We start from the raw sequence: 22,200 nt of genomic DNA on the forward strand, positions 1-22,200 counted from the left end.
TTGGTTGCATCTAGCATCTAGCATCTAGCAAATAATTTTCCGCAAAGTGAGCATTTCACTCGCGCCTTTTTGAAATTGATATGGCACCGGCTTTAACTCAGCTCGATATTCACGCTCATTAAAATACCGCAACACACCGGGAAGATGCTGCGACAAGCGACCATCAAGACTCAATAAGGGATAGACACGAACCTCTTTGGCCACCCGACACATTTCGGTGAGCGCCTCTATATGCTGCGCGGCATCAATCTGTTCGCTGTATAAAAACAACAAATGCGAACACAGACCAAGGTCAAATTCATTATCAAAAAAAGGAAGTTCAGGTAAGCTGGCATCAACATAGCGGCCTGCCTCGATGCCTGCATCAAAATCGTCCAAAAACCGGTTCATCGCCGACATCCGCACCGAGCCAAGGTGGCCAGGGTCTTTGAAACTACTCCAATAATAGCTGTCGGCGTTGCGAGCAAGCTCAGCGATCATACCCGGGTAGACGCGCTGAATACGGCTATTGATTTCCGCTTTACTGAATTGGTAAATCGGATCAACAGACATAACCCGCCCACCAGTTTGGCTCAGCTCAGCATTAAAGCTGGCCGGACCATCGCCACAGCCGAGAATATGTCCCTCTAAATCCCTTTCGCTAAGGGCAAACATACGGCAATACTCTGCGTATGAACGCCCCCACGGAACAATTGACGACAGCTCCAAATTACCCTCACCCAATAAACGGCGCACTCGCCTCATAAAAGAATGGGTTTAAGTATAGAGACGACAGGCGCTTCGACACAAATTCTTATCGAGCGACGGCGCGTAAATTACGCTCTGGAGTCAGTAACTAAAGAAGGAGAATTGAGCCAGCACACATTACTGGCTCAACAAGTATAACTAAGGCGCCGCCACCGCAATCGCAGTACTCGGGTCTACAGCAAAATCCGGCTCACCAGCGGCATCCAAGGCAAACAAGGGTAGTCGCACACTGGCCGCAATATTCACGACGGGGATCGTCAGGTCCCGAGAAAATGACTCAATATACTGGGGGTGGTAACCGCTGACCCACAAGCCCAACTCATCACCCGACGCTAAACGCTCAGCAATACCCACCAAGTCGATATCAGTATGATCACCAAGGCCGCGCACCGGCATGATCTGGTCGTCGAGTAAACGCCACTCGCCCCCGACATTCCGAATCGCGATACCAACAAACAGGATGCTATCGCAGCCGGTGCGAATAGTAGGCACCCCGCCCAGCGCACAAGCTTCGTCATTCACCATTTGCGGGGTAGACACCGTAATATCGAGCTGCGGGATACCGGCAATAATCAGACCTTTGCTATCACTAACGGTTAGTAGCGGGGCAATACTCACATCTTGCGCGAGAACATGGGCCGTCTGCGCAGCAACGCCGTTGGGCACATTGGCGACTGCCAAATCACTAAACTCACTGAAGCTAATCGCCGTCGTATCATTGGCCGAGCGGCGAGCCTTAAACTTGCTGACCGGAATATTCACCGCATCGTCATCTGCCAGAGAAACGCAAATTTTATTCTCGCCACTGAGATCCGCCGCGGCAGTCTGGCCCCGCAATTTGGCATTAAACCAATCAATTGTCGCGCTGCGCTGAGTCCTTTCGCCGCAGGCGAACTTACCGCCCAAGGCTTGAAAATAAATCGGCTCTGGCGTTTCACCCACAAAATTAGGAATGATATGGCCGCTTTCATGGGTCAACAGGCGAACCTCATGACCGCTACCGGTGGCGCGTTCACTTAGGCACTGAAAATTCCACCACGCGTCATTAAAGTTAAACAGGGTGTCACGAATACCCTGAGTTAACAGGATATCCACCCCCGGCTGCCCGGTGTAGCTATTGCTGCCCGGCGCTTCATTAAACTCACTACTGATATTATTGTTTAGCGGACTAGCAGCAAAACTGTAGGGCATGGTCGCTTGGCCATTCAGTTCACACCAATACTGCGGGCTGTGGTAGGCAAACCAGTCCAAGGCATCGCGCGGAAACTCATTAGTCGCAATACCCCGCAATAAGGTTTCTTTAACAAAGGGGTCGAGGCCTCGCGCCAAGGGTGACTCTTGATTCTCAAATCCGGGCTGATAGCTGCCCGCTTCACCACCGCCAACCAGCAACAAACTCCAGCCTGATTTCACCACATCACCCGGATTTAAACTAAAGGGCAGGTAATGCCACGTAATATCCGGCACCATCGCGTCCATACGCTGTTTTTCATCCACGCCGTGAATCAGCAACTGGTAGCCACCACCGTAGCTAGAGCCCACGGCGCCACTCAGCAAGTTTACGCCGCCCGCAACACTTACCGCCGGATCTGGTCGTCGGGCCAATTCGCCCGTAGCCTCATCGCGCCAGGCCAAATAATCTAAGTTGGCTTCAGCCCAATCCAGTATTTGCAATAAATCCAAGCCTTCTACGTCTGGGTCCATTACCCGCACGGTGCCGCTGCTGTCGCCAAAACCGCGCTGATCGATACTAATCACCGGATAGCCGCCCGCAACGAGCAGATCTAGGGCATTACCACTGTAATCACCGGCCGCCGGATCGCTAACCCGTGAGCCGCCAAAACCGTGGCCGTGCAACACCAAGGGGTGGGCACCCGCAGCGCGCTTGCCGCAATCTAGAACAGCAGGCTCAAATACTTCAAAACTGATATTTTCACCACTGGCTGAGGGTAAAATTACCTGGTAATGGCGGTTCGCCGTAACCGTTGCAAAGCTGTCGCCGCAGGAGGCATTAGTTTGCGCCGCCGAACAGCCCTGGGCATCGACGGTCGACTGGGCAGCAGAATTCGCGCAAAGATCGTCTTCATTACCTACGCCGTCGCCGTCACTGTCGCGGTTGTCTTCAGGGTCACAAGCATCACCGATACTATCGGCATCAAGGTCTTGCTGATTGGCATTGGCCACGGCGGGGCAATTATCTTGGTCGTCGCTAACCCCATCATTGTCGGCATCATCATCGCAAACGTCGCCAACACCATCGCTGTCGGCATCGGCTTGGTCGCTATTGGCTACTGCGGGGCAATTATCACTGCTATCAGCCACTCCGTCGCCATCACTGTCAGCGGGCTGACTAACCTCACCAGAACCTGGGTTGCGTGAAGAGCTCGAACTAGAGCTGCCGCCGCAGGCAGAGAGGGCGACGAGAGTAACTAAAATGATTAGTAGGCGGCTATTTAACATGATGGTGTCCTGAATTTATTATTGCTAATACTTACGCAAGATATCTGTTTTAGATTCGCGAGGGCCCAACTAAAACATTTTTACCCAGAATTCTCAAGATGTAACATAGCAAAAGCGTTAGATAAAATCCCCCATGCATATGCCAACGCAACGTGAAATAATCCCCCGCCAAACCCATTCCCGCCACTGAGCGCCCTCTTCAGGAATTCCACATTGCGACGCAGCAGCACACCTCTTGCGCTTCACCGCCTGAGCAAAACAATAAATACCTGGTATGTCCGACGCTACATTGCACCCCAGTTCGACAGCTTGGGCAGCCTACCCGACGTAGTGAACCCGCGCAGCGTGGCCATTTTTGGCGACAACATTCATTTGGGTAAACACGCGCACATTATCGCTTCGCCAGACAATATTATTCGTTTGACCAGCTGGCCGAGTCGACTCGGCGAATCGGAAATTCGCATCGGCAATTACTGCCTAATATCACCTGGCGTACGAATTTCCGCAGCCAAATCCATCCGCATTGGTGACAACTGCATGTTTGCCGCCAATGTTTATATCAGCGACAGCGACTGGCACGGCATTTACAACCGCATCCGCCCCTTCCGCAGCGAAAAGCCAGTGGTATTAGAAGACAACGTCTGGCTCGGCGAGCGCGTCATCGTCAATAAAGGTGTGCGTATTGGCGAGAACAGCGTGATTGGTGCTGGCAGCATTGTCACCAAAGACATCCCTGCGAATGTGATTGCGGCGGGCAATCCCGCCCGAGTAATCAAGACCATAAATCCCAAACGACGAATGTTGAAACGCGAAGTCTTATTTCAGGACTCTGAGCATTACTACGAAATTCAGGACGGACTCGCCAAGATGGCGATGGAGAATAATAGCTGGCGCAATTGGCTGCGGGTTTTATTCAAGCCGAATCAACAAGACTAAGGCCCAAAAACGACAAACCCCGACCAAGGCCGGGGTTTGAAAAGCGATAAAGCCCCACCAAAGTGGGACTTTAGAGCAGGGGACTGCTTACATCATGCCGCCCATTCCACCCATACCGCCCATTCCACCCATGCCGCCCATGTCTGGCATGCCGCCAGCGCCAGACTCAGCTTTTGGTGCGTCGGCAATCATGCACTCGGTAGTGATGATCAGACCAGCGACCGAACCAGCAGCCTGCAGTGCAGTACGGGTTACTTTGGCAGGGTCGAGAATACCCATTTCCATCATATCGCCGTATTCGCCAGTACCGGCGTTGTAACCGAAGTTACCGGTGCCATTGCGAACTTTATCCAGTACCACTGACGCTTCATCACCTGCGTTGGTCACGATTTGACGCAGAGGTGCTTCCAGTGCGCGCAGCGCAGCATTGATACCAGCAGTCTGGTCTTCGTTGTCACCTTCGATAGTGCCAATATTAGTAATTGCACGAACCAGCGCAACACCACCACCAGGAACCACGCCTTCTTCTACCGCAGCGCGAGTTGCGTGCAGCGCATCTTCAACGCGGGCTTTCTTCTCTTTCATTTCCATTTCAGTGGCAGCACCAACCTTGATAACCGCTACACCGCCAGCCAATTTCGCTACGCGCTCTTGCAGTTTCTCACGGTCGTAATCTGAACTGGTGTTTTCGATTTGCGTGCGGATCTCAGCAACGCGAGATTGAATAGCAGCAGCATCGCCAGCGCCGTCAACGATCACGGTGTTCTCTTTGTCCATGGTTACGCGCTTAGCAGTACCAAGGTGCTCCAATGTGGCTTGTTCAAGATCCAGACCAACTTCTTCTGAAATCACAGTACCGCCAGTCAGAATCGCAAGGTCTTGCAACATTGCTTTGCGACGATCGCCAAAGCCAGGTGCCTTACAAGCGGCAACTTTAACAATACCGCGCATGGTGTTAACGACCAGCGTAGCCAGTGCTTCGCCTTCAACGTCTTCAGCAACAATAATCAACGGACGGCTAGACTTAGCGACTTGCTCAAGCAAAGGCAGCATTTCACGGATATTGGAGATTTTCTTGTCAGCCAACAGAATATAGGGACTGTCGTGCTCAACACTCATGTTCTCAGTGTTGTTAACGAAGTAAGGAGACAGGTAACCACGGTCAAACTGCATACCTTCAACAACGTCTAGTTCGTTGTGCAGGCCCTGGCCTTCTTCAACGGTGATAACGCCTTCTTTACCGACTTTGTCCATTGCTTCAGCAATGATGTCGCCGATGTTTGAATCGCTGTTTGCAGAGATAGTACCAACTTGAGCAATCGCTTTAGTGTCTGCGCAGGGGCTAGACAGCTTCTTAACTTCTTCAACCGCAGCGGCAATAGCTTTGTCGATACCGCGCTTAATGTCCATCGGGTTCATGCCCGCTGCAACTGATTTCAGGCCTTCGTTTACGATTGCCTGAGCCAATACAGTAGCGGTGGTAGTACCGTCACCGGCATCGTCAGAAGCGCGTGACGCCACTTCTTTAACCATTTGCGCGCCCATGTTCTCTAGGCGATCTTCTAACTCGATTTCTTTGGCTACAGACACACCATCTTTAGTGATGGTTGGCGCACCGTAAGACTTCTCAAGTACCACGTTGCGGCCTTTAGGGCCAAGAGTAACTTTAACTGCGTTAGCTAGGATATTGACACCAGCCACCATGCGCTGGCGCGCTTCGTTTCCAAATACTACGTCTTTTGCCATGATCTTATAATCCTTCTATTAACTAATTCGTTGATTCAAAAGAAATCTTTTGCCGGACTTAAGCTTCTACTACACCAAAGATTTCTGATTCATTCAGAACGATCAGCTCTTCGCCGTCGACTTTTACGGTGCTACCGGAGTACTGACCAAAAATAACGACATCACCAGCTTTAACGCCAACCGGACGCAATTCGCCGCTTTCTAACAATTTGCCTTCACCAACGGCGATAACTTCACCTTGGTTTGGCTTTTCTTTAGCAGAACCTGGCAGAACAATACCGCCCGCACTAGTCTTCTCTTCTTCCTTACGACGAACTACAACGCGATCGTATAACGGACGAATTTTCATTTTTATCAATCTCCATTAAATCAATGATTTAGAATTTATTGACCGGCTAAACCGGTGTCAGCCCAAAAGCAGCATTGCCTTTTGACCTGAACCCCCTTTCGTTACGGATTGGGAAACAGCACGCATCCCAACAGGGAAAACCAGGCTTATCACCGCCAAGTTACCGTGGGCTGTCCTGTAAATGGGGCTGCGCAAATGCTTTTCAAGAGCCCGACAAGAAAATTATTCTTCTTTTTTGTAATCGCCTTCAATTATCACGGTATCCCGTCGAGCAGTCGGGTTCACTGGGGCGTCGGCATTATCGGTGCCGGTAAAGCCGGCGCTTCCGGACTGAAATCCAGTTGTTTGAAAATTGTTTACTTGCATCACTCCGCGCTTCAATAACTGGCCAACAAGCCATTGCCGCAACGGCCCAATTAGACACACAAACCCCAGGGTATCGGTGATAAAGCCGGGGGTAAGCAACAGCGCGCCGCCCACCGCTAATAGCAGGCCTTCCAAGATTTCGGTAGCGGGTACTTGGCCGCTACTTAGACGCTGCTGGGCGCGAGTCAGTGTTTCTATCCCCTGCTGCTTTAGCAGGGCGGCGCCCACCACAGCAGTAAACACCACCATACCAATCGTCGGCAAACTGCCGATCAGGCCGCCAACCTCGATTAACAGCCACATCTCTAATACCGGCAAAACCACGAACAAGGCAAACAAAAAGCGCATTAAAAGCTCACTTTAATAAATAGGGTTTCTCAATAAATGGGGAGGGATAGCCACGAATTCAAGGGCGCACAGCGCAATTGAAAAATCACCAGCCAAATGCCTCAGCATTGGTTTACAATTCTAGTTTGCCACGCCGCAATACGGATCATAAATGAAACACCATCAGCAAAGTAAACTGCTTATTCTGGGCATCTGCGGCGCCTTAGCAGCGCCACTTGCGGCGGCAAGCTCCGACTGTCTCGCCCTTGCGGCCCAGTCAGCGTCAGAATCGACTACCGTCGCTGAACTCCGGGCGCTCTGTCAATCTCCACTGTGGAGCACCACCGACACCCAAGCTACTGAGAGCCAGCCCGAACAGACTATTACTGAGCCTACTCACAGCAATAGCGGCGTAGTACAGCAACGCTTTGAATTAGAGCGCTTTACTCACGACAACCCCTTTGTTTTAACCCCCCATAGAAGCAATTACATACTGCCAATCTCTTACCGAGACGACATCTTTGATTATAATAGCCTGGTGCCGGGCGCCGATATTCAGCAAGACAATACTGAATTAGAATTCCAGCTCAGCATAAAAGTCATGGTTTGGGAGTCGATTTTTGAGAACAACGGTTATCTCAGCATGGGTTACACCAACCGTTCGTTCTGGCAAGCCTACAACAGCGTGTCATCGGCCCCATTTCGTGAAACGAACCACGAGCCAGAGGCCATGCTCACCTTCACCAATGACTGGGAGTGGCTTGGCTTTCGCAATGTTGGCAACCAACTGATATTTAACCATCAATCGAACGGTCGCAGTGAACCGATATCACGCAGCTGGAACCGACTGATGCTTAATTTCATTTTTGAACGAGATCGCTTTGCGATGTCCTTCAAACCTTGGTATCGCCTGAAAGAAGATAGGGAGGACGACAACAACCCAGATATTGAAAAATACCTAGGCCATTTCGAATGGATGGGAATTTATAATTGGCATAATCGCACCTTGAGCCTCATGCTGCGTAATAACTTACGTAGCGAGAACAAAGGCGCAATGGAGCTCGGCTGGAGCTTCCCAATTAATTCCCGGGTTAAGGCCTACGTAAAGTATTTTAATGGCTACGGAGAGAGCCTGATTGAATACAATAACGCCATCGAAAGTATCGGTATCGGTGTACTGATCAGCGACTGGCTGTAATCCCCACTGAAAACGGAAACATGACAATGATTAACGCTCAAGAAGCACTGGAACGACTAAAATCCGGAAATGCCCGCTTTGTAGACAAATTAAACAGCGACACTGCCACTGTCATCCACAATAAGCGGCCAGAACTCGTTGAGATTCAAGCGCCCTTCGCTATTGTATTGGGCTGTTCTGACGCCCGGGTGCCAGCGGAATTAGTCTTTGACCAAGGTCTTGGAGACCTTTTTGTTATTCGGGTCGCTGGCAATGTGGTTGCGCCATCGGGCATTGGCAGCGTTGAATTTGCCGCACTCAATTTTGGTACACCGCTTGTTGTGGTACTGGGCCACTCCAACTGCGGCGCTATTTCAGCCACCGTGGACGTCCTCACCGGCAATAGCAAAATCCCCTCTCAGAATCTGCACTCCATTGTTAAACGCATTCGCCCTGCGGTAGAAACCCTAATGACGACCGAGCTGCGACATGACCATAAAGCCCTGATCGAGCAATCTGTTCGCGCCAATGTTCGCACCTCGGTAGAACACCTCAGCAGCGGCTCCCCGACCCTCGAAAAGCTCATCAGCGAAGGAAAATTGATGGTGGTTGGTGCTGAGTACTCACTGGAAACCGGTGAGGTCGATTTTTTCTACGAAGATTACTGGGAACGCACCCGCAACCTCGAAGCAGAATGAGCGAAGCCGCCCAGCAGTTTTACGCCGTCATTCAGGGCATACCTGAAGGACGGCTATGCAGCTACGGCGACATAGCCAGACTCGCCGGCCTGCCGGGCCAAGCCCGGCGGGTTGGCAAACTTCTCAGCCAAACCCCAAGCGACACCAAACTCCCCTGGTTCAGAGTCATCAACGCCCAAGGCAAAATTAGCTTTCCTATTGGTAGCGACGGCTATCAACGACAGTTGGACGCCTTAATTCAAGAAGGCAGCGCAGATGTATCCGGGAAGATATATTGGCGCCAGCGGCGGTGGCCTTGACGCGATGCGGCACGCTTGACGGGAGACGGTGAACGCAAAAGCACGCAGTGCATGGTTTGTTTTTTAGCGTCTCCCATCTCCCGTCAAGCGCCTCCCGCCGCAGGTTCCCGCCACGGCGCGACTTTAAACAACATCAACATCCCCGGCACTGCAATAACCGTACACAGCAAATAAAAATTCGTCCAGCCCACTGACTCGACAATAATGCCCGTGGTGGCATTAGCAAAGGTGCGAGGCACAGCCGCTAAGGCCGTAAATAGGGCGAACTGCGTGGCGGCGTAAGCAGGCGTGGTAGCACGGGCAATGAACGCCGTAAACGCAGCGGTTCCGAGGCCAACGCCGAGATACTCAAAAACAATGACCACCGCGAGAGCAAAGCGGTCGTGACCGATTTCTGCCAGTGCGGCAAAGCCAAGAATACTTAATACCTGCACCACCCCAAAAACCCACAGCGCACGATTGATACCGAGACGAATCATAATAATGCCACCAGCCAGACCACCAATAATCGCGGCGGTCAGCGAAGCGGTTTTGGCAATGGTGCCAATTTCAGTGAGGGTAAAACCAAGGTCGAGGTAAAACGGCGACGACAGCGCGGTGGCCATATTGTCGCCGAGCTTATAAAGAAACAAAAACAGCAGCAAGTAGAGCGCGCTAGCCCAACCTTTACGATTAACAAACTCTTTGAATGGCTCAACAATCGCCGCCCGCAAACTCAGCGGCGCAATACTGGCGTCCGCCGCCTCCTCAATCCACAGGGTCATCGCCACACCGATCAGCATGAACGCAGCCATGACCATAAACACCGTACTCCACGGTAAATAGTCACCCAGAATCACCCCAATCGAGCCCGGCACTAAACCCGCCAAGCGATAGGCTTGCACGTGAATCGCATTGCCCAGCCCTAACTCATCATCGCGTAATAATTCCCGCCGATAAGCATCAAGCACCACATCTTGGCTGGCACTGCAAAAGGCCACCGCCGCCGCGCCGTAGGCGACAAGCCCCACCGAAAACTTGGGGTCGATAAAGCCCAACACCGCCATCGACACGATCAAGCCTAGCTGACTGATTAACATCCACCCCCGCCGCCGCCCAAAAAATGGCGGTACATAGCGGTCCATCAACGGCGCCCAAACAAACTTCCAGTTATAGGGAAAGCCAATCAACGCAAACAAGCCAATCTCAGTCAGGCCCACACCCTCGCTGCGCAACCAAGCCGGGACCAGTTGAATCAAGAAATACAGGGGCAAACCAGAGGCAAAACCGGTTAATACACAGATAAACATATGGCGATTAAAAATCGCCTGCTGCCAAGTCAGGGGGGCTGGGCTTGGCATGGGCGGTGGGGACTGTTCAGTCATGGCCGGTTCCGAGTATAAAGTGCGTTCATTCTGGCTTGCTGGACAGCGAATGCAAGAGCGGAAAATTCAGCCCTTGCGCTGACGCACGAAAATCGCGATCAATCTCGGAAATTAGTGAACTGAAGGGGCTGATCCAGCTCTTCGGCGCGCAATATCGCCATCACTTCTTGCAAATCATCGCGTTTTTTACCCGTTACCCGCACTTGTTCATCTTGAATTTGGCTTTGCACTTTGAGTTTACGGTCTTTAATCAATTTAACGATTTTGCGCGCCACATCCGAGGTCAGACCGCTTTGCATGGTAACCAACTGCTTTACCTGCTTACCCGCGCCCTTCACATCACCCATTTCCATAGCGAGGGGGTCGATTTTCACTTTTACTAACGCAGCACGCAGCAGGTCTTCCATTTGCTGTAATTGAAATTCCGCCTCTGCGAACATGGTTACCGTCAATCCGTCACGTTCAAAACGCGCATCCACACCTTTAAAGTCAAAACGGGTTTCAATGACCCGTCCTGCCTGATCAACGGCATTGGTAAAGATGTGTAAATCCACTTCTGAGACAATATCAAACGCTGGCATAGCCTAAATTCCTTTGTTATGTTGCGCCGCGCAGTTTAGCATCCCGAGACTGCGGACTGAATGTGTAGGACCAAGCAAATGTACAGAAAAGCACAGTGAGCAACACCGCGAATCCAATATGGTCGATTCTTGGCGCTGGCGCCATTGGCAGCTTATGGGCCTGCTATGCCCAGCGCAGCGGCCGTAATACTGAACTCATCTTTCGTGACCACAGCAGCTTAGCAGCTTATCGCCAGCACGGCGGCATTCGCTTCACGGCTAACGGGCAAACTGACTTACTCAAAATTCCCGCCCGCTGCCCAGCAACAATCGCAGCCCCCATTCAACAGCTGCTGATCACCACCAAAGCCCAGCAAACCCTTACGGCATTGGCAGCGATAGCAGAGTATATTCAGCCCGACGCCAGCTTGGTGCTATTACAAAACGGCCTCGGTATCGCCGAGCAAGTCCAGCAGCAATTCCCCAAAGCACGACTATTTAAAGCCTCCACCACCGAGGGCGCTTACCGACCCAGCCGCTTTGCGGTCGTTCACGCCGGGCGCGGCCAAACCTTAATTGGCAGCGCAGCTGACAAGGTAGACGCCATCGCTCAATCCCTGAGTTTTGCACCACTAACAGTATCACCAAGGGACAATATTGACGCCGTGCTTTGGCGCAAGCTCGCTATTAATTGCGCGATCAACCCCCTCACGGTTATTCATCGCTGCCGCAATGGCGAATTGCTCGACAAGCCAGAAGCCCTAGCACAAATCGCTAGCGTGGTAGAAGAAATTCTAAAGCTCAGCAAAATCCTGAACCTCGACCAAGAGCTCGCCAACTTACACCAGCAAGTATTGGACGTTGCCCGCGCTACCGCGAACAACCGTTCTTCCATGCTTCAAGATATTGAATCTGGCAAAGAAACCGAGATTGAGGCGATTACGGGTTATCTGTGTCGGCTCGCCGCAGAACAGGGCTTAAGCCTACCCGCCAATCAACACCTGCTCGACGACGTTCAACGGATTTCATTACAAAATCGCGTCTAAGCTACCGCTTCTCGGCCTTACATAATTTGACAAAATAGCACCATAGCCGTAGAGTGCGCGCCACGTAATAGGTGCTCAAGCCCGCGTTATTCGCGGCGATGAGTTAAACGGGAAGTCCGGTGAGGCGTGTTCATACAGAACACCACCAAGTCCGACGCTGCCCCCGCAACGGTAAGCCACTGTCGAGTACAAGATAGGGCAAGCCCGGAACCGGCCTACTACCGATTCACCCGATGAAGCGGAGGGCTCCATCAGCGGTCGTATACTTGTATATAGCCCCTACCCCTCCCTCATTGCTTCCCTAGCTAGCTTTGAGGTTAACCATGAACAAATTCACATTAAGCGCATTAAGCGGTGTTTTAAGCATTGCGGCATCGGCTACGTCGGCCCAGTCCCACAGCGAGATGGAAACTACCATCGTCACTGCGACCCGCACCGAGCAATCGATTGCCGACAGCTTGGCACCGGTCACAGTATTTGAGCGCGCCGATATTGAGCGTATTCAGCCAGTAGACTTGCAAGAACTGCTGTCTCGTGCGGTGGGCGTGACATTCGTCCGCAATGGCGGGCGGGGCGCCAATACCAGCCTGTTTCTACGCGGCAATCAAAGCAACCATACGTTGGTCTTAATCGATGGCGTGCGCATTGGTTCAGCCACTCTCGGCAGCCCGTCGCTAACCAATCTACCCCCAGAACTAATTGAGCGAGTGGAGATTGTGCGTGGCTCGCGCTCTAGCTTATATGGCTCTGAGGCCATCGGTGGCGTCGTGAATATTATCACCCGCAAATACCACGACACCGACGGTGTAAAGCCCATGCTGCAACTGGGCATTGGCACTCAGGGTAGCAGTAAAGCTCTGGCAGCCATAAGCGGTGGCAATAGCCAAACGCAGTTTAATCTTAGCGCTCTGCAAGAAAATACTGACGGTATCGATAATAGCGAAAGCAAATCCGGGGTGCACGGCGACAAAGACGGCTTTGAACAAACCGCTTTCAACCTAACGGCGAGCCATAAAATTAACGAGCGCGCCAGCATATTTGCGCTATACCAAAACAGCCGCAGCGAAAGTGATTACGACACCAACTGCTACGGCACCCCTTTTGCTATTTATAGTTGCTCGCCCTACAGCGTCAGCGAGGTTAATGTCGCCAATATCCGCGGAGAATTCCAGCTCTTGCAAAACTGGCTGCTGACTTTATCTGCCGGTGAGTCAAAGGATCAGTCGCAGGTCAAACATCATTATGTGGAACCCAGCGCCGTCGGTGTGAGCGGTGATAATTTTGACACCACCCGCAAAATTTATAGTCTACAAAATGACTGGCTACTCAGTGACAGCCATGTACTCACTGTGGGGTTTGAACGCCTGCTCGACGAAGTCGATAGCAACCTGAATTATGGCGAAGACAGCCGCGCCAACAAGGCGATTTTCGCCCAGTGGCAAGCCGATTTCGGTATCGTCGACCTAACGATCGGCGGCCGCAATGACGACAACGAGCAATTTGGCACCTATGACACCGGCAATGCCTCGGTGGGCATTCAGCTTGCTAAGCCCGTTAAACTTATTGCCTCTTACGGCGAAGGCTTTAATGCTCCCACCTTTAATGACTTATATTACCCCTTTTACGGCGTGGCAACTTTAAAGCCAGAAACCTCAGAAAATCGTGAATTAGAATTGCGGGTCGATCAAGCCTGGGGAACCTGGGGAGCCAGCTATTTTCAAAATGATGTCGATGAATTAATTCAATACAATCCGGCAACATTTGGCCCCGACCAGATCAAAGGTGCCGAAATAAAAGGTCTTGAGCTAAGCATGGCAACAAGCCTCTATCAGTGGAATATTGAAGCCAACGCCACCTTACTCGACGCCACCGACACCAGCACGAACAAAGATTTGCGGCGTCGAGCCAGCAAACAATTTAATATTGATGCTGATCGCCAGTGGCAACAGTGGGGCGCCAGCGCCAGCTTACGCTTTGTTGGCAAACGCTATGAAGACACCAACAACACTGATCGCTTAGGCGGATACACCGTGATCGACACAGCCGTATCATATCGCTTCAACGAGCAACTCAGGCTTAACTTAGCCCTGAAAAACATTTTTGACCGCGACTATGTTACTGCCCGGGGCGGACTAGGTGACTATCAAACTATTGGCCGTGAAGCCATGCTAACCATCACCTACACACCCAAATAACAGGTATCATTACCGTTGTTTTTAACACCACCACTTGCGTGCAATTGGTGGTGTACATTTAACAGGTGACCTAATGACTACACTGAGTGACGACGAAAAACACCAGAAACGCATGCAAATCAAAAAGGCCATGATCGACGAAAAAGTCGCGCAGGCCACCGAGGAGCGCGGGGTCCTTATCGTGCTCAGCGGCCCCGGCAAGGGTAAATCCAGCTCGGGCTTTGGCACGGTGATCCGCGCCTTGGGCCACGGTTATAAAGCAGCCGTAGTACAATTTATTAAAGGCACCTGGGACTGTGGCGAGCGCAATTTTATTCAGCAGCGCTGTCCAGAAGTCCCGTTTATTGTGATGGGTTCCGGTTTTACGTGGGAAACCCAAAACAAAGAACAAGACCGCGAAGCCGCCCAGCAAGCCTGGCAGAAAACCAAGCTGCTCTTGCAAGATGAAACCATTCATCTGGTATTGCTCGACGAAATCACCTACGTTTTAAAATACGGTTATCTCGACGCCGAAGAAGTTTACGAAGCCCTGCGCAATCGCCCCCGCGAGCAAAGCGTCATTGTCACAGGCCGCGGCGCACCGGTACCGCTCAAACAACTGGCCGATACCGTGTCGATGATCGACGATACCAAGCACGCCTTTCACAATGGTATAAAAGCGCGCAAGGGTGTGGAGTGGTAGCGTTGAAAACCACTGTTGCAGTCATTCTCAGCGCGCTATTTGCAGCCGGTTCGGCGTTAGCCGACATCTGCGTGCAAGATGATAGCGGCGCGGAAGTCTGCCTGAGCAAACCCGCACAGCGCATTATTGCTTTATCACCTGGTGCGACTGAGCTGATCTACGCCGCTGGCGGCGGTGATCAAGTCATTGCCGCCGTGAGCTATTGCGACTATCCCGAGGCGGCAAAAGCACTACCTAGGGTTGGTAGCTATAATCGCTTTGACCAAGAAGCGATTCTGGCGCAAAAACCTGATTTACTAATTGCGTGGATTGAAGGTAATCCCGCCGAGCAATTAGCAAAATTAAAGTCACTTGGCCTCACAATCTACTATACCCAGCTCAATGATTTTGACGACGTAAGCTCCAGCCTAGAAAGGCTTGGCAAACTCGCGGGCAGTGAGACACAGGCCAAACTCGCGGCGGATAAATTCCGCGCGGGCATTGCCGAACTAGAAGATCGCTACAGCCAGTCGGCGCCCGTTACGGTGTTCCAGCAAATATGGAGCAACCCTCTAATGACCGTTAATAATGAGCATATTATTAGCGAGGCCACCCGCATTTGCGGCGGCATGAATGTGTTTGGCAACTTGCCTAATCTCAGCGCCCGCATCGACAATGAAGCGGTACTGGCCGCCGACCCCGAGGCCATCATCGCCGGTGGTATGGGCGAAGAAAACCGCGACTGGCTGGACGAGTGGCTGCGCTTTAGCGGCCTTACTGCCGTGCGTCGCAACAACTTATTTTTTATTCCGCCCTCGACTATTCAGCGGCCAACCCCGCGCTTACTGGAAGGCACCACCTTGCTCTGCCAACATTTAGAGACTGCCCGTGGCCGCCGTTAAAACCAGCCGCGGGGCAGTGCCACATTTCATTCTGCCGCTGAGCGTTTTGGCCCTACTTACGCTTGCTACCCTCGCGCTTGCAATTACCACCGGCAGCGTCAGTATTTCCAATACCGAATTGTGGCAGGTACTCAGTGGCGGCGGCGAACCGTTGCACCGCACCTTGGTATTTGAACTGCGACTGCCCCGCGCCCTATCCGCATTTGGCGCAGGCGGCTTACTTGCCGTGGCCGGTGCTCTGATGCAAGTGCTGCTGCGCAATCCCCTGGCCGACCCCTATATTTTAGGCCTGTCTGGCGGCGCGGCGGTTGGCGCCCTGACTTCTATGCTGCTTGGTCTGAGCGCCGCTGCCGTTTCTGGCTCGGCGTTTATCGGCGCCATGGTATCGGCGGTCACCGTGTTTGGTTTAGCCCACGGCACAGGCAGCTGGACACCAACTCGACTGCTATTAACCGGTGTGGTTATCGCCTCCGGCTGGGGCGCCGCCATCACCTTTATGCTCGCCGTCAGCCCCAGCGACCAATTGCCGGGGATGTTGTATTGGCTAATGGGCGACCTCGCCTACGCCCGCTCACCGTGGCCAGCGCTAATCGTACTCGGCTTGATTTCTATTATTATGTTGCCGCTGGGGCGTAGCTTAAATGTATTGGCTCGCGGCCAAATGCAGGCAGCGGCACTAGGGGTTTCGGTACGGGCACTGGAGTGGACGATTTATATTGCCGCCAGCCTACTCACCGCCTTTGCCGTGGTCACTGCTGGCAGCATCGGCTTTGTCGGTTTAATAGTGCCCCATATGCTGCGCTTGGTATTGGGCAACGATCAGCGCCTGATCTTGCCCGCCGCCGCCTTAGCGGGCGGCGCGCTGCTGACCTTGGCCGACACCTTGGCGCGCACCTTGATCGCACCCGAGCAATTACCGGCGGGGGTGATTACCGCACTGATCGGCGTGCCCACATTCTTATACTTGCTGCACCGGAGCCGCTGATGCTTGCGGCCAAAAATCTCATCATCGACATTCCCGAGCGCAGCAGTGGCACGCCACTGTCCTTCGAAATTAAGCCCGGTGAAACCTGGGGCGTACTCGGCCCCAATGGCGCAGGCAAAACCACCTTGCTCCACACCCTAGCGGGACTGCGCAAGCCCCGCAGCGGATCGGTGGAATTAGCGGGCAAAAATATTCAGCAACTGCGCCGCAAGCAGGTCGCCCAGCAATTGGCAGTGGTTTTCCAAAACAATGGCGAGGGCTTTCCCGCCACGGTATTAGAAACCGCCATGATTGGCCGCCACCCCTTTATTTCACCCTGGGATATTGAGAGCGCTGAAGACTTGGCCATCGCCCGCGGCGCCCTGCAAAAATTAGAACTGGCCGAATTAGAGCACCGCCTGATTAGCACTTTATCTGGCGGCGAGCGCCAGCGTTTGGCTATTGCCACTGCGCTAAGTCAAACCCCTAAACTGTGGCTGGCCGACGAGCCCAGCAACCATTTAGACTTAAAACACCAAGTACAAATTATGGAGTTATTAGCCGAGCAGGCGACGGCTAACTGCGGCATTGTGCTGTGCCTGCACGATTTAAATTTAGCGGCCCAGTGGTGCGATAAAATTTTACTACTCTACCCCAATGGCGATGCCTGCTGGGGCGATGCCGACACTATGCTCGCCACCCCCGCCTTAGAGAAACTTTATAATCAGCCCCTGCGCAGCATTGTTAGCGACGGCCAGCGCTACTTCATTCCCCTGAGCAGCAGGAACTCAGGTTTATGAATCCAAAGGCCAATAACAACGCCTATAAACAAGCCGACATCGACACGGTGTATCGGGTGATTGCCGAACGCCGCGACATGCGTCATTTTTGCGGCGGCGAAGTGCCCCACGACACCTTAATGAAGTTGCTCGGCGCCGCCCACCTCGCGCCCAGCGTCGGCCTAATGCAGCCCTGGCGCTTTATTCGAATTCAAGATCCCGAGCTGCGTAATTCTCTTTACAACACCGTGCAAGAAGAGCGCATTAAAACCGCCCACGCTTTAAACGAGCGCGAAGACGAATTTATGCGTTTAAAGGTAGAAGGCATTAAAGACTGCGCCGAGCTGATTGTTGTCGCCTTAATGGATCAGCGAGAAAAGCATATCTTTGGTCGTCGCACGCTGCCGCAAATGGATTTGGCCTCGGCGTCCTGCGCTATTCAAAATCTGTGGCTGGCGGCCCGCGCCGAAGGCTTGGGCATGGGCTGGGTGTCGCTGTTTGATCCCGAGCAAGTAATGCAGCTGCTAAATATGCCCAGCGACAGCCTACCCATTGCCATACTCTGCCTTGGCCCTGTAGCAGAATTTTACCCGCGACCGATGCTAGAAACCGAACAGTGGGCCAAGCGCAAGGATCTTGATGAACTGATTATGCAAGACGGCTGGCAAGACTAAGGTGCAGGTCTGGCGCTGGGCGTCGGACGTCGGAGGTCAGACGCGGTGGCTGCAACACGCTGGATGGGAGACGGGAGACGCTAAGAACTCTGGTCGGAGCTCGGTTGAAGGGTGGCAAGGTCTCGCGGCTGGTCCACTTACGTCCGACACCTGACGTCCGACGTCCGACGTCCGACGTCTGAAGTCGGACGAACGAATTAACGCTCTACGTCTAGCAACGCCCGAGAATGCTTTACGTTAGACGGGAGACGGTAAACGCTTAAAACTCTGGCCGGAGCTCGGTTGAAGGGCGGCAAGGTCTTGCGGCTGGTCCACTTACGTCCGACACCTGACGTCCGACGTCAGACTAATTTTTAGCGTTCGCCGTCCAGCATCTCCCGTCTCCCTAAATATTTAAATTAAGTGACACAAGCTATGACCCTAACATTAATGATTCAAGGCACTACCTCGGACGCCGGTAAAAGCGTAACGGTCGCCGGCCTATGCCGTGTTTTTAAGCGACGTGGCCTGAGTGTTGCCCCGTTTAAACCGCAGAATATGGCTTTGAACAGCGCGGTGACCCCAGAGGGCGGCGAGATTGGCCGCGCCCAAGCAGTACAGGCCCAAGCCTGCGGTCTGCCGCCACACACCGATATGAATCCGGTGCTGCTCAAACCCAATAACGACACCGGCGCCCAAGTGATTATTCACGGCAAGGCGCTGAGCAATATGGAGGCGCAGGATTACCACGCTTATAAAAAACGCGCCATGGCGGCGGTATTAGAATCCCATCAGCGCCTTTGTCAGCAATACGACGTCATTGTTGTGGAAGGTGCGGGCAGCCCCGCCGAAATTAATTTACGCGCCAATGATATTGCCAATATGGGCTTTGCTGAGGCGGTGGATTGCCCGGTGGTGATTGTGGCCGATATTGATCGCGGCGGTGTGTTTGCCCATTTGGTCGGCACTTTAGATTTATTGTCGGAAACCGAGCAGGCGCGAGTAACAGGCTTTATCATCAATCGCTTTCGCGGCGATATCGCCCTGCTTCAGTCGGGCCTCTACTGGCTAGAAGAGCGCACCGGCAAGCCGGTCATCGGTGTGGTGCCCTATATTCACGACCTGCATTTAGAAGCCGAAGACGCCATCGACAGCCGCCAAACCCTAAGCGAAAACGCGATTAAAGTGGTGGTACCGGTGTTCACTCGTATTAGTAATCACACCGATTTCGACGTATTGCGTCTGCACCCGCAGGTCGATCTAAAGTTCGTGGGCAAGGGCGAAGTGATACCGCCCTGCGATTTAATTATTCTGCCCGGCAGCAAAAGCACCCGCCGCGACTTGGATTATTTGCGCAGCAACAACTGGCACAAGGACATAGAAAAGCACCTGCGTTATGGCGGCAAGGTCTTTGGGATTTGCGGCGGTTTTCAAATGTTAGGCCGTGCAGTACATGACCCCGACGCCATCGAGGGCGACGCCGGATCAACTACCGGCCTTGGCCTGCTCGACATGGAAACCACCCTCGGCAGCAGCAAAACCCTGCGCCAGGTCAGCGGCCATTTATGGGAAGAACAAGCCAAAATACGCGGCTATGAAATTCACGCGGGCATTAGCACTGGTCCGGCACTGGATACGCCCTTTGCCGATTTAGGCCGCCACCATGACGGCGCCCGCAGCGCCGACGGTCAGATTATTGGCAGCTATTTGCACGGCCTCTTTGACGAAAGCGACACCCGCGACAGCCTGCTTAAATGGGCAGGCCTCAAAGACGTTGCGGCACTGGATTACGCGGGGGTGATTGAAAGCAATATTGATAGACTCGCAGATTGCTTAGAGGCGCATTTGAATATTGAGGCTCTGCTAACACCACTCGCTGGCCGTTAACAAAGCCCTAGGCACCCCAAATTAAAGCGTAAAGGCCGCAAACAATTCATCCAGCGCCGACAGCGGCAGCATAGCCAAGCCTTGTAAAATCGGCGGCAAAACCTGCGTGTCTAAATGGTAGGCGACTTCTTGGCTAACTAAAAGTAATGCAGTGCCCAAAAATTTGGGACCAAGCCCTATAGCATCGCTCACCTCACTTGGCGCATATTCTTCAATAGGCACAACATTGAGCAAAATATTGGCGAGCAGGTCGTCGGTGGTCGACGCCAATACTTGGGCCATTTCGCCGCTATCAACATTGCCCGCCGCATCAATCAAGCGAGTTACATCGATTAATAATTCGGACAATAAGTCCAGTGAGGCTCCAGCTACCGGCGCACTACCGCCCTCTTCAGCAATGCCGTCGACAATGTTTTGAATATTGCTAGCTAAATTACGCAGGGGATCAGTGATGCCACGCAGATCGGCGCTGGCGTTTCCATCTGCAGTATCATCATCAGAAGGCGACTCCGCACTGAACTGCTCCAGCGCAGCGCTGAGCTGGTCGAGGGGCGCAGGCAAGCCTTGACCCTCGGCCGGAACCAGACTGTCTTGTAAGCTTTGCAATGCGTACTGCAGGGCCTGACTTGCCCGCGCGGCTCCGGCCAAGGCCAAGTCTGGATTCTGCTCAGTGGCAGCGCCCTGCAAACCCGTGATCAGCGAATCGGCAACTTCCAATAGTGCAGTACCGGATTCACCCACCCCCGTCACAAGGCGACTAATATTTTCTTCGGGAATGGCCGCAGCAAGACTGTTAAAGCCGCTGCTAAATTGCGTCTGTACCGGGTCAAGATTACCGGTCTCACCGTTAACGTCAAAGCTGTCGTTAGCTTGCAGTGGGCTAGTAAAACCTTCTGATTCAGGCAAGCCAATTGCTTCTTGCTGAATTTGCTCACGCCGAAATGCTGGCTCAGGCTGATTGAGTGAACCTAAGCCCAAGGCTGGGTCGGCCGGATCGACTTGGTAGATTTCGCCCACCATTTTATCGCCCTTAATCTCGACCCAGACAAAGCCGTAACTATCGCCCTTTTCATAAAACACGGGATTATCGTCGCGGTGTTCAAGACTGCGGGTTTTACTGGCCGCACCCGAGAGAATAAAACCAGTTTTACCACAGGAAGCCACTGGCATCAGCCACTGCAAATCGTGATCGTGACCGGCAAAAAAGAAATCGGCTTTATCGCATAGGGTTTCTTCAACAAATGCTTTATAGCGTTCACCGGCTAATACCGGCGCAATAAACACAGGGGCACCGTCGTAATTACCGGCATTGCCATGGGAACCGTTGGAGATATAAGGATGGTGAGCAAAGACAATTTTCCATTTGGCTCTACTGTCGGCCATCGCCGCATTTAACCACTGGGCCTGAACCAAGCCGTAGTTATTGTAAGAATAGTTTTCGTCACTGTCGGGGAATCCGCCCGCGATTTGATTGGAGTCGATACCAAAGAATTCCACCAGTGGCGCGCTGGCCTCACCACCTTGGGTGAAGCGGTAGTAGCGCGACGGCATTTTCCAGCGCGACGTTTGCCGCGGCGAATCAGGGTGCTGGCTATCGCGGTAGTGGTAGTCAACCTCAAAATCACCCTTGGCATTATTGGCGCCATCGCCGCCAAAAAAACCACTGTTATCGTGATTACCAAGTACAAAGTAAAAGGGCAAATCAATAGGTGCGAAAGGCAGCTCAAACTTTTCTTCAAACTGAGGGTCTAGCGCCGAACTCACCCCAGATTCGTAAATATTATCGCCGAGCCCCAGCACCAAATCGCAGCCTCTGACCGCGCACACTTTCGCCACCGCCTTACCAACCGCATAGGCGCCCTCGCTGCCACTGCCGCTGTCGCCGAGCAGTATCATTCTAACAACAGCGTCGTCTTTATCGGGAGACGTATCTGGCGTGCTGTCTACAGGTGCTTCTTGGAGCGGGTCATCGACCGCTGCCGTCGGCTTTGCCGAAGAGCCCCCACCACACCCGGCTAGATTAAGTAGTAATGCAATTAAACTCGCCTTAGCGAAACAAGGTAATGCCTTCATAGTTATTCAAC

20 protein-coding genes and 1 riboswitch are annotated in these 22,200 nt (G+C 52.8%); of the genes, 12 read left to right on the forward strand and 8 right to left on the reverse strand.

The annotated features are described in order from the left end of the window. Positions 1-24: 24 nt before the first annotated feature. Positions 25-735 (reverse strand): class I SAM-dependent methyltransferase, encoded by a 711-nt coding sequence (locus AZF00_RS14325; protein ID WP_197465663.1) that lies wholly within the window; start codon positions 733-735, stop codon positions 25-27. A 150-nt stretch (positions 736-885) separates the two neighbouring features. Then, a complete protein-coding gene (locus AZF00_RS14330; RefSeq protein ID WP_008251497.1) occupies positions 886-3,207 on the reverse strand; it encodes a thrombospondin type 3 repeat-containing protein in 2,322 nt (773 codons plus the stop codon). A 213-nt stretch (positions 3,208-3,420) separates the two neighbouring features. Here AZF00_RS14330 and AZF00_RS14335 point away from each other — a divergent pair, with 213 nt between their 5' ends. Further along, entirely contained in the window at positions 3,421-4,143 is a 723-nt protein-coding gene (locus tag AZF00_RS14335) for an acyltransferase (RefSeq protein WP_008251498.1), read from the forward strand. Positions 4,144-4,230: 87 nt separating this feature from the next. On the opposite strand, the gene groL is transcribed toward AZF00_RS14335, so the two are convergent. The 3 genes from groL to AZF00_RS14350 all read right to left on the reverse strand — a co-directional run bounded on the left by groL (position 4,231) and on the right by AZF00_RS14350 (position 6,952). Beyond that, positions 4,231-5,889 carry a chaperonin GroEL gene (groL, locus tag AZF00_RS14340; protein WP_008251499.1) on the reverse strand — a complete coding sequence of 553 codons (1,659 nt, stop codon included), beginning with the start codon at positions 5,887-5,889 and terminating at the stop codon, positions 4,231-4,233. Positions 5,890-5,947: 58 nt separating this feature from the next. Continuing rightward, positions 5,948-6,238: a co-chaperone GroES gene (locus AZF00_RS14345; RefSeq protein ID WP_008251500.1), complete on the reverse strand. Its 291-nt coding sequence runs from the start codon at positions 6,236-6,238 to the stop codon at positions 5,948-5,950. Positions 6,239-6,460: 222 nt separating this feature from the next. Next, positions 6,461-6,952 (reverse strand): FxsA family protein, encoded by a 492-nt coding sequence (locus tag AZF00_RS14350; RefSeq protein ID WP_008251508.1) that lies wholly within the window; start codon positions 6,950-6,952, stop codon positions 6,461-6,463. Between the two features lie 151 nt (positions 6,953-7,103). Here AZF00_RS14350 and AZF00_RS14355 point away from each other — a divergent pair, with 151 nt between their 5' ends. The 3 genes from AZF00_RS14355 to AZF00_RS14365 are packed head-to-tail and all read left to right on the forward strand — an operon-like array spanning position 7,104 to position 9,105. Continuing rightward, positions 7,104-8,129 (forward strand): phospholipase A, encoded by a 1,026-nt coding sequence (locus AZF00_RS14355; RefSeq protein WP_008251510.1) that lies wholly within the window; start codon positions 7,104-7,106, stop codon positions 8,127-8,129. Between the two features lie 26 nt (positions 8,130-8,155). Then, positions 8,156-8,806 (forward strand): carbonic anhydrase, encoded by a 651-nt coding sequence (locus AZF00_RS14360; protein ID WP_008251520.1) that lies wholly within the window; start codon positions 8,156-8,158, stop codon positions 8,804-8,806. Then, on the forward strand, positions 8,803-9,105 hold the full coding sequence (locus tag AZF00_RS14365) for an MGMT family protein (RefSeq protein ID WP_008251522.1): 303 nt from the start codon (positions 8,803-8,805) through the stop codon (positions 9,103-9,105). The genes AZF00_RS14360 and AZF00_RS14365 overlap by 4 nt, the downstream gene beginning before the upstream one ends. 83 nt (positions 9,106-9,188) lie before the next feature. On the opposite strand, the gene AZF00_RS14370 is transcribed toward AZF00_RS14365, so the two are convergent. Both AZF00_RS14370 and AZF00_RS14375 read right to left on the reverse strand, forming a co-directional pair. Next, complete coding sequence (locus AZF00_RS14370) at positions 9,189-10,469, reverse strand: AmpG family muropeptide MFS transporter (protein WP_008251523.1); 1,281 nt, start codon at positions 10,467-10,469, stop codon at positions 9,189-9,191. A gap of 98 nt (positions 10,470-10,567) precedes the next feature. Continuing rightward, the gene (locus tag AZF00_RS14375; protein WP_008251524.1) at positions 10,568-11,050 is read right to left on the reverse strand and encodes a YajQ family cyclic di-GMP-binding protein; all 483 of its coding nucleotides are present in this window, start codon (positions 11,048-11,050) and stop codon (positions 10,568-10,570) included. 95 nt (positions 11,051-11,145) lie between these two features. On the opposite strand from AZF00_RS14375, the gene AZF00_RS14380 reads away from it, so the two are divergent. From AZF00_RS14380 to AZF00_RS14415, 8 genes are all read left to right on the forward strand, one after another. Then, the gene (locus AZF00_RS14380; protein ID WP_008251525.1) at positions 11,146-12,075 is read left to right on the forward strand and encodes a 2-dehydropantoate 2-reductase; all 930 of its coding nucleotides are present in this window, start codon (positions 11,146-11,148) and stop codon (positions 12,073-12,075) included. Positions 12,076-12,127: 52 nt separating this feature from the next. Continuing rightward, positions 12,128-12,308, forward strand: a riboswitch (cobalamin riboswitch). Positions 12,309-12,398: 90 nt separating this feature from the next. After that, positions 12,399-14,270 carry a TonB-dependent receptor domain-containing protein gene (locus AZF00_RS14385; protein WP_008251526.1) on the forward strand — a complete coding sequence of 624 codons (1,872 nt, stop codon included), beginning with the start codon at positions 12,399-12,401 and terminating at the stop codon, positions 14,268-14,270. 73 nt (positions 14,271-14,343) lie between these two features. Next, on the forward strand, positions 14,344-14,952 hold the full coding sequence (gene cobO, locus AZF00_RS14390) for a cob(I)yrinic acid a,c-diamide adenosyltransferase (protein WP_008251527.1): 609 nt from the start codon (positions 14,344-14,346) through the stop codon (positions 14,950-14,952). After that, on the forward strand, positions 14,946-15,833 hold the full coding sequence (locus AZF00_RS14395) for a cobalamin-binding protein (RefSeq protein ID WP_008251528.1): 888 nt from the start codon (positions 14,946-14,948) through the stop codon (positions 15,831-15,833). Before cobO ends, AZF00_RS14395 begins: the two co-directional genes overlap by 7 nt. Beyond that, positions 15,820-16,818: a FecCD family ABC transporter permease gene (locus AZF00_RS14400; protein ID WP_008251529.1), complete on the forward strand. Its 999-nt coding sequence runs from the start codon at positions 15,820-15,822 to the stop codon at positions 16,816-16,818. Before AZF00_RS14395 ends, AZF00_RS14400 begins: the two co-directional genes overlap by 14 nt. After that, entirely contained in the window at positions 16,818-17,597 is a 780-nt protein-coding gene (locus tag AZF00_RS14405; protein WP_008251530.1) for an ABC transporter ATP-binding protein, read from the forward strand. Before AZF00_RS14400 ends, AZF00_RS14405 begins: the two co-directional genes overlap by 1 nt. Next, positions 17,594-18,250: a 5,6-dimethylbenzimidazole synthase gene (gene bluB / locus AZF00_RS14410; protein WP_008251531.1), complete on the forward strand. Its 657-nt coding sequence runs from the start codon at positions 17,594-17,596 to the stop codon at positions 18,248-18,250. The genes AZF00_RS14405 and bluB overlap by 4 nt, the downstream gene beginning before the upstream one ends. 414 nt (positions 18,251-18,664) lie before the next feature. Continuing rightward, positions 18,665-20,116 carry a cobyric acid synthase gene (locus AZF00_RS14415; protein ID WP_008251532.1) on the forward strand — a complete coding sequence of 484 codons (1,452 nt, stop codon included), beginning with the start codon at positions 18,665-18,667 and terminating at the stop codon, positions 20,114-20,116. Positions 20,117-20,137: 21 nt separating this feature from the next. Here AZF00_RS14415 and AZF00_RS14420 read toward each other — a convergent pair whose 3' ends face one another. After that, positions 20,138-22,189, reverse strand: coding sequence for a metallophosphoesterase (locus tag AZF00_RS14420; RefSeq protein WP_008251533.1), 2,052 nt, complete (start codon positions 22,187-22,189; stop codon positions 20,138-20,140). Between the last annotated feature and the right edge of the window lie 11 nt (positions 22,190-22,200).

This window comes from Zhongshania aliphaticivorans (assembly GCF_001586255.1).
Lineage (GTDB): Bacteria > Pseudomonadota > Gammaproteobacteria > Pseudomonadales > Spongiibacteraceae > Spongiibacter > Spongiibacter aliphaticivorans.

Bases quoted from the DNA above. Each gene is read 5' to 3' on its own strand.
- AZF00_RS14375 (WP_008251524.1), bottom strand. From the start codon at position 11,050: ATGCCAGCGTTTGATATTGTCTCAGAAGTGGATTTACACATCTTTACC.
- AZF00_RS14360 (WP_008251520.1), top strand. From the start codon at position 8,156: ATGATTAACGCTCAAGAAGCACTGGAACGACTAAAATCCGGAAATGCC.
- AZF00_RS14420 (WP_008251533.1), bottom strand. From the start codon at position 22,189: ATGAAGGCATTACCTTGTTTCGCTAAGGCGAGTTTAATTGCATTACTA.
- groL (WP_008251499.1), bottom strand. From the start codon at position 5,889: ATGGCAAAAGACGTAGTATTTGGAAACGAAGCGCGCCAGCGCATGGTG.
- AZF00_RS14350 (WP_008251508.1), bottom strand. From the start codon at position 6,952: ATGCGCTTTTTGTTTGCCTTGTTCGTGGTTTTGCCGGTATTAGAGATG.
- AZF00_RS14345 (WP_008251500.1), bottom strand. From the start codon at position 6,238: ATGAAAATTCGTCCGTTATACGATCGCGTTGTAGTTCGTCGTAAGGAA.
- AZF00_RS14330 (WP_008251497.1), bottom strand. From the start codon at position 3,207: ATGTTAAATAGCCGCCTACTAATCATTTTAGTTACTCTCGTCGCCCTC.
- AZF00_RS14385 (WP_008251526.1), top strand. From the start codon at position 12,399: ATGAACAAATTCACATTAAGCGCATTAAGCGGTGTTTTAAGCATTGCG.
- AZF00_RS14365 (WP_008251522.1), top strand. From the start codon at position 8,803: ATGAGCGAAGCCGCCCAGCAGTTTTACGCCGTCATTCAGGGCATACCT.
- AZF00_RS14355 (WP_008251510.1), top strand. From the start codon at position 7,104: ATGAAACACCATCAGCAAAGTAAACTGCTTATTCTGGGCATCTGCGGC.
- AZF00_RS14405 (WP_008251530.1), top strand. From the start codon at position 16,818: ATGCTTGCGGCCAAAAATCTCATCATCGACATTCCCGAGCGCAGCAGT.
- AZF00_RS14415 (WP_008251532.1), top strand. From the start codon at position 18,665: ATGACCCTAACATTAATGATTCAAGGCACTACCTCGGACGCCGGTAAA.
- bluB (WP_008251531.1), top strand. From the start codon at position 17,594: ATGAATCCAAAGGCCAATAACAACGCCTATAAACAAGCCGACATCGAC.
- cobO (WP_008251527.1), top strand. From the start codon at position 14,344: ATGACTACACTGAGTGACGACGAAAAACACCAGAAACGCATGCAAATC.
- AZF00_RS14370 (WP_008251523.1), bottom strand. From the start codon at position 10,469: ATGACTGAACAGTCCCCACCGCCCATGCCAAGCCCAGCCCCCCTGACT.